Origin of the sequence: Bacteroides sp. CAG:189 (assembly GCF_000432295.1) — a bacterium.
In the GTDB taxonomy this organism is placed as follows: Bacteria; Bacteroidota; Bacteroidia; order Bacteroidales; family Bacteroidaceae; genus Bacteroides; species Bacteroides salyersiae.
Map to the genome: position 1 here is coordinate 1 of NZ_HF990966.1, position 13,011 is coordinate 13,011.

Sequence of the window (13,011 nt, forward strand, 5' to 3'; positions counted from 1 at the left end):
AGATTGCTTGCGGATTTTAGGTTTAACAATATAGATATAGAAACCTACCAGATTGCAATATTAACGCAACCCTAATCGTTTAAAGGGGAATAATTAGCAGAATAGGAGGATTTTTAAAGTAAGTAGTTAAGGGAAATACATAAGATAAGCTATTTCTATTTAGCTGACTCATCACTTAATCACTTAACCACTTACTATTTACTATTTAAACACTTAATCACTCAGTTACTTACTACTTAACTACTTAACTACTATTACATAGCTTTATTCTGATTTTCCGTAATATCGCTGACAAGACTGTTCAGATAAACTTCCAAATTAGTATATCCATCTTCACTCAATGTAGTCGTAATACCATCGGAAGCATCATTCGGATTCAATCCGTTGGCAGTCTCCCATACATCGGGCATACCGTCTCCGTCCGTATCTTTCAAAGCATCAGCCGCCACACCGCCATCACTCAACTCGGGCCATGGACTTGCCTGCCCTGCGGGCATCACATCCGAAGGCAAATCAATTAATCCGGGAGCATTAGCCGCACCTTCGGTAACACTACCTATATAAGTAGCCGTACCGTCTTTAGTCTCTTTAGCAATACGCTCGTCAATAATATCCCGTTGTTTTGAACATCCTGCATAAGCCACTACCAGATTGAAAGCCTGCTCTGCGGTATGAGTAGTAATGACATCGGTTTCCAAAGGAGCATCCAGACGAATCGTATCACGTGTAACAGTAGTAAACAAACCGTCACATTTACTATTGTCAATCTGTTCGTAGATACCTTTTGTCCAATTATCATTCGTTACTTCATCACTTCCTTCCACCACATTTCCATCTACGAAGAACTTTCCCCAGACATGCAGCATGGGAGCAAATGACGGGAAAGTCTCGATATATTCCGTAGTACGGATGCCAATGCCGGCAATACGATAGCGAACTGCTTTATTCTTAGGAGTGGCAGGTCCCGGTTTATAATAATTGTTGACGATATTCACTTTCATGCCTTCACCACCGTAACATCCGTTTCCGGCCCAATTATAGAATACATTGTTCCGTAAATCCATATGTTCGCGTTCCTGTGTAAACGGACGTGGGCCAAGGCGCGGGACACGACTTTCATGATGAGCCATCAAATTGTGATGATAAGAAGCGCCGGCACCTCCCCAGTTGCCACCATATCCATGTTTGCCTTTTCCATGTCCGGCAGTACGAAGGCTTTCGGAAATAATGCACCACTGGATCGTCAGATTCTCGCCACCATATACCGAACAACATTCATCCACCGACCAACTGATGGAACAATGGTCCACAATCACGTTTTTATTCTCCATTCCTCCCAATCCGTCAGGTTCTCCGCCGGATTCATTACCTACACGGAAACGAAGATAACGAAGAATGACGTTGTCCGCTTTAATCGTGACCGGATATTTGGCAATACAGATACCTTGTCCTGGCGCTGTCTGTCCTGCAATCGTCAAATCACCGTTGGAAATGGAAAGATCCCTATCCAGAAAGATGGTACCGGCCACATCAAAAACAATCGTACGTGCTCCGCTTTGCGAAACAGCATGCCGCAAAGTTCCGGATTGTGTTCCATCTGCAAGAGTAGTCACATGATATACTTTTCCACCACGGCCACCGGTGGTATTCCTTCCGAAACCTTCGGCACCGGGGAAAGCACAAAGTTCTCCCGATGGCTCGGGTTCTGGTTCCGGCTCTTCCACAGAAGTACCCGGTTTTACGGGACTGTCAAAAAATTGATTGGTCTCGGTGCATCCCCCACATACTAATGTGAGGAATGCTGCGCTAATACTAAATATCAATGTCTTATTCATTTTCGTTCGTTTAAACTGATTATTACTATTACCACCATCTCGGGTCACCGGCAGTTTCCTTACCGGGGAACTTAGCCGTCGACTTCAAATGGAAATCACCATTTGCAGGATCGACAAACAAATCTTCCGACGTTCCGCTATACGGAGTGATATCGGTAAATCCATAACGGTCTATAATGATATCCGAAGTCATATAAGAAGACGTGAAAAGGAAATAAGTGGAATAATTGCTATAGGTAGCATTAAACTTCTGCCCGTTGTTCGAACCGGCAAAGATCGTATTGGTAACAGATATTGCACCGGGTTGCTTGTCAATGCGATAATAGTTTTTAGTAGCAAACGTATTATTATAAACAATACACTGATCCATCACCACCTTTTCAATTCCATCGTTGAGCTGCATCAGACTTCCCATCTCGGTCAGAGTAGATTTTGTGACCGAAACCAAGCCCACGCGGGTCTGTGCCTTTCCAAAGACAATCATGCCATAACCATCGTGTGCAATATCGGTAATCATACAATCATCGAACAGAATCTCATCTATTTCGAGTTTATCGGTATTGAAACGCAATATACTACGATTATAATGAGCAATCGTACAACCCGTAAAACTGATAGACCGGAAACAGCTTGAATTACCGATACCGAACAAATAATTCTTTCCGTCGTTCAGACCGTCCAAATGAACGTTTTCAAAAGTGATGCCATTCATAACTTCTTTCAAGGAAATAGTCGGAATTTCCAATACCGGCAGTTCACCGGCATCAGAGGCAACCCCTACAAAGACCAGATTCTCAATGCCACCCGGTATGGTCACCGAACCGGAATTATACGTCACTCCACCTTCAAACACCAATGAAACATCCGTCACTTTACGGGCGGCACAGTCATCCAACAAATAGGTAATCGTATCTGCTTCGGTAACATGAATTACTTCACCGCTCTGCATACCCGATGTACGGAATTTAATTTCTCCCCGTTTCACTTCTCCGTCAAAAGCCTGAGCCATATAGCCCGTACCACCGACCAGACCGGATACCACTATACTACATGCATCTACCATCTCCTGTGTCAACGGAATCTCTCTCGGATTAGAAAGTCCATCGTTTTCATCTCTTTCCGAGATAACCAGATGAGTGAGCGATTTCACCGGTGTCCAGGTCAGAGTCACATTATCTATTTCCGGGGTAGCTTTCGTAAAGATCTGTTCTTCCGGAGTCTGAAAGAAGAAACTGACATATCCGGACTGACGTCCGCTGATACTGCTGATAGCTTTCATACGTACGGAATACTTTGTGACTCCTTTCAGATCTTCAAAAATCGTACGATATTCGGTTTTCATCTGAGTAGTCGATTCGGCAAACGGTGTCAGAGTATCCGCCTTGATAGTAACCGTCCGGGTTATGTTCTGAAACAACATACTGTCTTCACTGAACTCAAAAATGTAATCTGTGGCGTTCACCACTTTCGTGTAACCAATCTCGATGGAGGTAGGCATTACTTTTTTCTCTTCGAAAGTCAACGAACGGAACAAACCGTCCTGGCTCCCGTCCACCGGCCAATTGTTTACTTCATCTTCGCAGGCAGCTGCCAGAAGCAACATACAGGAAAGAAAAGCATATATAATTTTTGTCTTCATATCTTCTGTAGAATAGTAAGATTAATAACCATAAGAATTTGACAGATATCCTTTCGACTCATAGATATCTTCATAATAGATTGCATATACATGACGATAATTACAGGTCTTGTTTCCTACTTCATATTGCACAAAACGACTTGATATTTCAGAGCCATGCTGTAACTCGCCGAACAAAGAGGAATAATCATAATCAGCCATCAGACCGGTAGCCGCTAACAGTACCTTCACCGGGCCGTCCACATGTGGTGTCTTGTCTCCCTTTTCGGGTTTCTCAAAGTTCTTGGAACACCACTTTGCTTCCTGATATACAGTTTCATCCGGGTTAGCCGGCAATTCTTCATAGAAATTAATCGAGTTTATGTCGATAAATTCGTTGTCATCTTTAAACTTATAATAAACCATTGTAGGAATATCAGCAGGCTGATAAGTTTTGTCGAAAATGGTCACAGGCTTCGAGCCGTCCATCATGTAGCAAAGAGCGCGCTTCATATCTTCAATCTTCTTGTCGAGCAATCCCCAACGCACCAAGTCCTGTTTACGAATGGCTTCTCCACCAAATTCCCAGGCACGTTCATTAACAATCGCCTCAAAGAAATCGGGATCATACTCTTTAACCTTAGGAGAACCGGCACCAAAAGCTCTTTCGCGTACCTGCTCCAAAGCCTGACGGGCAGAGATCTTTGCTACCGTGCTTACTTCATCCGCACCTACCAATGCATTACGAGCCTCGGCAAACATCAGCAACACATCGGAATAACGCATCACAATCCAATTGATACCGGTAGAGATACGTGAATTTGCCGTTTTATGCATGGATTTATAAGTATCATTCGTCCAGAAGAAGTTCCATTTGCCCAGCATTACTGTCAGAATATCATTTCCCATCTTCTCTTTATTCTCTGAGGTATAGCTGAACCACGTAGCACCATAATCACGGCGCAGGTCCTCTCTGTCGAACGAATAAAAATAGTAACCGGTAGTAGCTACATAAGAGCCACCGAACCCACGGCTTCCGTATTGGGTATTCGCCCCTAACGAATATCCCATCAAAGAACCGATATCCCCGTTCTGTCCTAAGCCAAAACCTACTTCAAACAGATTCTCATTAAACTTATTATAATCCAGATGGCAAACAGTTTTCCAGATATTGCCAAAGTCAGGATCCAAAGCATGAGGATTTTCCGGATCACCGATCATTTCGGCACATTGTTGTTCGGCGATCTCATAAAAGTCTCTCCAGTTCTTAGGACGGCCTACGTAATACCCATTTATCTCTTCTATATCCGGATGATGTTCCACATTGGCATCCGAGAACTGATTACCGTCACGAACAGACCAACCACCGGCAAAAAGAGCAATACGTGCCAATAAACCTTTGGCAAACCCTTTCGTTATCCGTTCACAATTGTATTCGGATTCTTCGCCCAGCCATGGCAAATACTCAATGGCTTCCTGCATATCTTTTACAATGGCCGCATAGGCGATGTCTTTGTCCGTCTTATTCATGTACACATTAGACAGGTCGGATTTGGACGGTTCGTCTTTGAAAGGGACATCTCCCCACCAACGCAACAATTCGAAATATCCCATAGAGCGTAATACTAATGCCTCCCCCAAATACCGTTTCATCACATCCGAGCTACCCAATAATGAAGATTTACGGATACCATCCACCGCGGTACTGGCCAGTTCGGTCAGTTTGAACAATTCCCCCCATTGAGTAGTTTTGTTATACCAGTTACACCAGAAGTTTCCGGCTCCGGAGTCACCGGTTTTATCAATATATCCGGTGTCGGAGAATCCACGATTGGTTTCGATGTCCGAAACTCCCTGCCAGTTTACCGACAGTTTCTGTCCATAAGCATACGTACCGCACAAAGAAGAGTATATACCCATCAAAGCCGCTTTCGCCATAGACTCCGTTTCAAAAACCACCTCACTGCTTTGCTTGGAAGGAGAATCCGTATCGAGAAAATCGCTGCACGAAGTAAAGGTCAATGCTCCGTACAATAATATAGATATAAGTTTTTTCATCGTTAATAGTTTTTAGAATGTTACATTTAAACCAAACACATAAGAACGGGCTTTCGGATAAGCAGAATTATCGATACCCGGACTCAGGTTACTTTTCGAAGTACTGACTTCGGGATCCTGTCCGCTATAAGCAGTCCAGCAGAACAGGTTGTTTCCGGTAGCATAGACACGCAGATTCTGTACACCGAACTTACGGGTAAATATCTTCGGCAATGTATAACCGATAGTCAGGTTACTGAAACGGAGGAAAGAACCATCTTCAACAGCCCAATCCGTCAGGATGGTTTGTCCCATAATAGGACTCCAGATTCTGGCATTACGGTTCAGTTCCATCAATAAATCGGGGTTAGCGTTGTCTCCATAAAAAATATTGTTTCCGGTGGCGGGATCAATCGTTGTAAAACGGTTCTCAAGACTCATAAGAGAGCTTACGTTCTGATAACGTTTGGAACCGGCATAAGTCGTAAAGTCTATCTTATTCGCATTTAGAATATCGTTACCATATGACCAGTTGAACATAGCCGCCAGATCGAAATCCTTCCATTGCACATTCAATCCAAAACCACCGGTATGCTTCGGAAGTGCATTTCCGATAACTGTACGATCCACATCTGGGTCAATTTGCGTTCCTTCACCTCCGAGTTTTCTCAATTTGATGTGTCCGGGGCCAAAATAACTGCCACTGGTGGTAATGACACTCGAACAATCGGGCACTCCTTCATTAATCACCCATTTCTTGGTTTCCGGATTGTATGTGAAATCATCGAACGAATACATACCGTCTGTCACATAACCGTAAATCAGTCCTAATTCCTGTCCGACAAAAACACGATAATCGTCTTTTCCGATATCAGCACTACTACCCGAAGAGTGAATCATTACAGAATTGCCATCCAAAGCATCGACACGGTTTCTGTTGAAAGCAATATTGAAGTTGGCAGCTATATACAAATCCTTCGTATCGACAATAGTTCCGTTCAACGACAATTCGATACCCCGGTTCGTGGTCTGCCCTAAGTTCTGGTACTGATTATCGTATCCGGAATTGGAAGGAAGATTAATCTGAAGAATCAAGTCCTTCGTGATATCCTTATACATATCGACCGTCACATTCAACCGGTTATTAAACAAACCGATATCCAAACCGGCATTAGCCGAGTATTTAGTTTCCCATGTCAGATTTTCATTACGTAATGTCTTCGAGGGTTTCAATGCACTCTCCACTGATTCATTCGGATAATATAAGTTCTTGGAAGCACTTTCAAAGCTATAATCCTGACGCCAATAAGAACTTACGCGGGCATTACCTACGGTACCGTAGCTCAGACGCAGCTTCAAATTAGAGAGCCAATCCTGCGTGTTCTCCATAAACTTCTCCTGCGAAATTCGCCATGCAGCAGAACCACCGGGGAATACACCCCATTTTTTACCCGGAGCAAAGACGTTCGTTCCATCAGCACGCATATTGAATGTGAACAGGTAGCGGTCATCGAACGAATAGTTTACACGTCCCAGGAAAGAATTCGTACGGCTCGGCTCGCCGATTGTCGTATACGTAGGTTGTGCCGATCCATAATTCCACATCGCCAAGATGTTCTCTGCAGTAAAATCTATCGGATAGAATTTTGAGTACATCTTCGTTTCATTCTTCTGACGGTGGTTGTACTCCAAACCGACCATTGCATCGAATTTATTCTTACCAAAAGTAATCCCATAGTTCAGGCGGCTTTGCACAGCCCATCGGTTTCCTTTCCAGTTCTGACGTTGCGCCACCGGTTGTCCGGCATTGCTGGCAGCCTCACCGGTATTGTTCAGCCAGATATTATCGGTATCTTCGAATTCAAATCCATACATCCCTTCGGCACGTAAAGACAGTCCTTTGACAATATTCCACGTAAACCCTCCATTATAGATATTGGAGAATTTATTCTGTTGCTTATACTCGTTTACAATATTATAATAAGGATCATTCAGACTGCTGATGTTCTCCACTTCATAACCATTATTACCCAAATCATCTTCAGTCAAACCATCGAGCGTACTGATAGGAGGGTATTTCACCGTATCTCTCAACTTCTTTCCTCCCGATACACTCGGACCGTCGATTACGGTTTTACTCAGTTTCATGTTGAAATCGAACTTCAACGCCTTGTTTATGTTCTTCTTTATCTTCAGGTTCAAATTATCGCGTTTGAAGCGAGAAGTATTCATAATATAAGTTTCATCATCGTGCGTATAGCTCAAGCTATATTGCAAATCCTGCGTACCGCCGGAAATAGATAAGTTATATTTTTGCTGTACACCGGTGTTACCGAACATTTTTTCCTGCCAATCGGTCCCCTCGGACGCTTTATAAATTCCTATATCCTCCCACACTCCATAACGTCCAAAGAAAGCACCGCTCTTATTGCTCGGATCGAGCTCGCGTTGGTAATACACATATTCATAAGGAGAAAGTACATCATACAGATTATATACACTGCTCAAACCGACTGAGGCTCCGAATTTAATTTCCGTTTTCCCCGCCTTTCCGCTTTTGGTAGTGACAAGAATAACACCGTTGGCACCCTTCGCACCATAGATGGCAGTAGAAGAAGCATCTTTCAATACATCGATCGATTCGATGTCACCGGGAGGTATATCATCGATATTGTCGACTTGGAAGCCATCCACGATAAACAACGGAGAGTTATCCTGCGTAATAGAACCACCACCGCGTACACGGATATTAATGGTAGCATCCGGCGAACCTTCGGTAGTAACTACATTTACACCGGCAAGGCGTCCGGTAATCGCACTTGCGGCAGATGTAACGGGAATATCTTTCAGCGTTTTTGCACCTACCGAAGCAACGGAACCGGTCAGGTCTCCCCGTTTGCTCGTACCATAACCGATCACTACGACTTCATCCAAAGCCTGGGCATCATCATGAAGCACTACCTTGATTACTTTTCCGGTAGCGGCATCTACCTCTTGAGTTGTCATACCGATATACGATATCACCAACTTCTTGTTTTTACCGGAAACATTCAGAGTGAAATTACCATCCAGATTTGTAATAGTGCCGTTCCCGCTTTTCCCTTTTTCTATTACGGAAGCACCGATAATCGGTTCACCTTCGGAGTCGGTCACAACTCCCTTCACCGTGATATTCTGCGCAAACAACCCCAGTGGAATTGTCAGAAGCATGAGTAATAACCACGCAATACGCCTGTTCTTCATTTTACAAGATTTTCGTTTCATGTTAACAATACTAAATTGATTATGTCGCAAAGGTCTGTAATTTACAAGAAGCGATGGAGGAATATTTAGTAGAAAGAGGGCATTTTTTTGACCTATAGGCATAAAAAAGAGGATATAACAAATGTTACACCCTCTCGTATTATACCGATCAATAATTCCTATATAATGGCAAACAGTCTAATCAAGGCTTTGTTTATGAGCAATTTATCCATATACATTTTGTCCCTGTTCAAAATTCTACCAGAATGCGGAATATTTTACCCGGTGCTTCTATCCACTCTTGCATGGCTTGCAAAGCAAGTTCGGGTTTCACTACTTTGGAGATCAATCGGTCTGTCGGGAAATTTCCTTTCTTCAACAAGTTGATTACTCCACGGAAGTCGGCCGGTAAAGCATTGCGCGATCCGCAAATATTCAATTCCTTCTGAACAAAATATTTGGTTTGAAACGCCACCTCGTTTTTAGCATAACCGATACAGACAACCCTTCCCGTAAAAGCAACTTCATCGACTGCCATCACATAGGTGACCGGACTACCTACCGCTTCGATTACCACATCCGGACCGAAACCTCCGGTCAGTTCCATCAAGCGGGCATGCACATCTTCTGTCTTCGAATTGATGCCGTGAGTCGCTCCAAGCCTGGCGGCCAAAGCCAGTTTCTCGTCATCTACATCCACAGCTATCACATCAGCGCCCCGCAAAGCCGCTCTTACCACAGCCCCCAAACCAATCATACCGCATCCGATCACCATTACCGTGTCGTTATCGGTTACCTGTGCACGCGATACCGCATGGAAACCGACACTCATCGGCTCGATCAACGCACAATCACGGGGTGAAAGGCCGATAGCAGGAATCACTTTGGTCCAAGGCACAGCAACATATTCGCACATCGTTCCGTCACGTTGTACACCAAAAGTTTCGTTATACCGGCAAGCATTCACCTTTCCATTCCGGCAAGATGCACATTTACCGCAATTGGTATAAGGATTTACCGTCACACTCATACCCGGCTCCAAACCGGCCGGGACACTTTTGCCTACCGCTTCGATCACCGCCCCGACTTCGTGTCCGGGAATGATCGGTAACCGTACCATCGGGTTTTTCCCTAAAAAGGTATTGAGGTCGGAACCACAGAAACCGACATACTTTATTTTAAGAAGAACTTCATCCTCCCCCGGCACCGGTGTATTTATGTCCACCACTCCAAGTTCTCCGGGCGCACTGATTTGTATTGCTTTCATTCTATTTTTCTATTTTATGCTTACTATGTTAACTTATCCGAAGCTTCTCATTCCGACATGTTCTTTATATAAGGCAATTTTTTCAGATTCTTGAAACCATAAAAAGCTTCAGCATTCCGCCCCAAGAAAAGAACTTTCTCCTCCTCTGTAAGCAAATCCGATTTCAAGATAAAATCGTATGACATGCGATACGTTATCGCAGTAATCGTACGGGGATAATCCGATCCCCACATCAACTTTTCCATCCCCACCAGACCGGCAGCTTCTTTTATGGCTCTCACGGCACCGGTGAACGGATAGAACTCATCATTGAACAGCCAAGTGATTCCTCCCGATTCAATCCGGACATTCGGGGCAGAAGCCAGCCGGATCTGCTCTTTCCAATCTTTACGGGTCACCATGCCAAAATGTCCGATCGCTATTTTCAGATCGGGACATTCGGCAATGACCTCCCGAAGTTCCTCCGTCTGTAAAGCTCCATCCGCCAGATCAATCGAAAGAAGGATGTTTTTCCTCTCCATCAGATGAAACATTTTCATCATCTCGTCCGTATTCAGATAAACACGCCCTTTCGGAGTCAATAAGCGTTGGGCAGGAATCTTAATTGCTCTAAAACCGGAATCGATCAGTTGCCGGGCTTCTTCATAGAAACCGGGACGACGGAACTCGCACATCCCGCAAACGAAAAAACGATCGGGATACAAAGCGGAAACTTCACGCAGATACTCATTTTGAAACCCGTCAATAAATTCCTGTGTCACTACGGCAGCCGATACCTGTGCATAATCCATATTCGACAAGAAGACTTCTGCCGTATTTTTCCCGTCGATCATGAAAGGAGGAAGCATCTGCCGCAATTCTCCCATAAACTCCGAACGGCCATTAGCCAATGCACGTATACGCATCCCGTCCACTACCGTGTCTTGTTTCAGCCACAAATGAGAGTGGGCATCTATAATTCTCAGATCATTCATATTGCAGGTTTATCTTATTCCTGTTTCAGTTTCCGATTACGAATTGGCCCAACTCACATAACGCTGATTGCCAATAATTTCCTGAACCTCCCTTACTAAATCCCAATCAATGGGCTCTTCGGCAAAAGCGATATTCCTTAAAACATTATCCGGGTTGGCCGAACTGAATAAAGTGGTCGCAATACGCGGATTACTAACAGCAAACTGTATAGCCAGTTTCTCAATGGGATACCCTTTGCTTTCACAATGCGCCACCGCTTTCTGACAAGCCTTGACCAGACGTTTTGGGGCCGGATGCCAATCCGGTACTCCCCGTTTGGAAAGCAACCCCATCGAAAGAGGGGAAGCATTAATGACACCAACCTGTTTAGACTCAAAATAATCCAGGAATTCGGTCAGCCGGTCATCGTTCAGACAATGATGGCAAAAACTGAGCACACTTTCTACCGTGCCCTCGGGCACACAATCAACCACCCACTTGAGATTCTCCAACTGCAAATCCGTAATACCGACATGACCGACAACACCTTTCTCACGAAGCCCCACCAAAGCCGGAAGAGTAATATTGACCACCTGTCTCATATCCGCAAACTCCACATCGTGCACATTTATCAAATCGATGTAATCGACATGAAGACGTTCCATACTTTCGTATACGCTCTCTATCGCACGTTTCGCCGAATAATCCCACAGATTTACTCCATCCTTCCCGTAACGTCCCACTTTAGTAGACAAGTAATATTTATCACGCGGAATATCTTTCAGCGCCTTTCCTAATACAATTTCCGCCTTATAATGTCCGTAATAGGGCGATACGTCAATAAAATTCATCCCATTATCGACCGCCGTGTGTACAGCTTTTATCCCCTCTGCTTCACGGACATTGTGAAATACCCCGCCCAGGGATGAGGCTCCGAAGCTGAGGTTTGATACCTTCATTCCGGTTTTTCCGATTTCATATTGTTTCATCACTATTCAGTTTGTAAAATTTGGTTTCAACGGTAACTTACCCGTACTTCATCCTTCGTATCGATCCGAAGACGGTATTGATTACCGCCCAACTTCTCGACTTTTCCGATATTCGATTTAGGAGTCTTTCGCGATGTAAAGTATAAATATCCCTTCCCTTCTCCGGCTTTCACTTTGATGTGACTGGTATCCATATAGACCGAGATATCACCGTTCGGAGTAGGTACACTTCCTTCCATCCATTTCAGACCTCCCAAGTTGGGAGCGATACGAAACTCACGGTATCCTGCTTCCTCGGGAGTAACTCCTAAGTAATACTTTCCCAACAGATAAATGGGACTGGCTCCCCATGCATGACAAAGGCTTTTTCCGTAAGGACGTCCATACATGGCAAGATGCTGTGTACCGGTCTCCTCCGGATTGTACTTCTCCCAAAAAGAGGTGGCTCCCTCGCGTAACATTCCACCCCAATAATCCTTGATCTCCTGCATTACAAGTTCCTGTTCGCCCAAAGCGCACAAGGCTTCCAACTCATAAAACCGCATGTAAGGGGTAGTTATCTTCAATATAGAGTCATTGAGCAATACATTCTGTTTAATGTCTTCCTGCTTCCCGGCATCCGAATACCCGAAAATAACAGAAAACATATTGGAATACCGGGTTACGGATTTGCTTTGAATGCCATCGATACGATTGTGTACCATTGCTTTCCGAGTGTCATCCCAAAAGAACGGTTCCAGTTTTGCACGGAGGGAAGTTGCCATGCCGGAATATCTGTCCCGATCGTCCTGCTGATCGAGTAAACGTGCGCAAAGTGCCATCGTTTCCAGACTTTTGCATAAAAGTATCTGTTCAAACGAAAGTTCCCCCTTCTTATCCAAATACCCGTCTGCCCAGTCTACAAAAACCCAGTCGCCAGCCAATCCTTCCACCATACCATTCTCATTGGTACGTCCCAACACATACTCCATCATCGTCTGCATACGCGGATAGATTTGAGCCACAAAAGCTTTGTCTCCGGTATACATATAATAATCCTAAAATCCGCAAGCAATCTCAATGGCAATC

General features: G+C 44.3%; 7 protein-coding genes and 1 pseudogene. All 8 read right to left on the reverse strand.

Going from position 1 to position 13,011, the window contains the following annotated elements; translation table 11 throughout:
* Positions 1 to 254: 254 nt before the first annotated feature.
* On the reverse strand, positions 255 to 1,835 hold the full coding sequence (locus tag QVP90_RS00365; protein WP_021935375.1) for a hypothetical protein: 1,581 nt from the start codon (positions 1,833 to 1,835) through the stop codon (positions 255 to 257).
* A gap of 28 nt (positions 1,836 to 1,863) precedes the next feature.
* Positions 1,864 to 3,474: a DUF5123 domain-containing protein gene (locus tag QVP90_RS00370; protein ID WP_005925496.1), complete on the reverse strand. Its 1,611-nt coding sequence runs from the start codon at positions 3,472 to 3,474 to the stop codon at positions 1,864 to 1,866.
* A gap of 21 nt (positions 3,475 to 3,495) precedes the next feature.
* On the reverse strand, positions 3,496 to 5,511 hold the full coding sequence (locus QVP90_RS00375) for a RagB/SusD family nutrient uptake outer membrane protein (protein ID WP_021935376.1): 2,016 nt from the start codon (positions 5,509 to 5,511) through the stop codon (positions 3,496 to 3,498).
* A 12-nt stretch (positions 5,512 to 5,523) separates the two neighbouring features.
* Positions 5,524 to 8,733 (reverse strand): SusC/RagA family TonB-linked outer membrane protein, encoded by a 3,210-nt coding sequence (locus tag QVP90_RS00380; RefSeq protein WP_021935377.1) that lies wholly within the window; start codon positions 8,731 to 8,733, stop codon positions 5,524 to 5,526.
* A 250-nt stretch (positions 8,734 to 8,983) separates the two neighbouring features.
* Positions 8,984 to 10,000 (reverse strand): zinc-binding alcohol dehydrogenase family protein, encoded by a 1,017-nt coding sequence (locus QVP90_RS00385; RefSeq protein ID WP_007478647.1) that lies wholly within the window; start codon positions 9,998 to 10,000, stop codon positions 8,984 to 8,986.
* 47 nt (positions 10,001 to 10,047) lie between these two features.
* On the reverse strand, positions 10,048 to 10,974 hold the full coding sequence (locus tag QVP90_RS00390) for an amidohydrolase family protein (RefSeq protein ID WP_005925506.1): 927 nt from the start codon (positions 10,972 to 10,974) through the stop codon (positions 10,048 to 10,050).
* A 36-nt stretch (positions 10,975 to 11,010) separates the two neighbouring features.
* The gene (locus QVP90_RS00395; RefSeq protein ID WP_021935378.1) at positions 11,011 to 11,943 is read right to left on the reverse strand and encodes an aldo/keto reductase; all 933 of its coding nucleotides are present in this window, start codon (positions 11,941 to 11,943) and stop codon (positions 11,011 to 11,013) included.
* A gap of 26 nt (positions 11,944 to 11,969) precedes the next feature.
* A pseudogene (locus QVP90_RS00400) lies at positions 11,970 to 12,980 on the reverse strand (alpha-L-rhamnosidase-related protein); the annotation flags it as partial.
* Positions 12,981 to 13,011 lie beyond the last annotated feature (31 nt).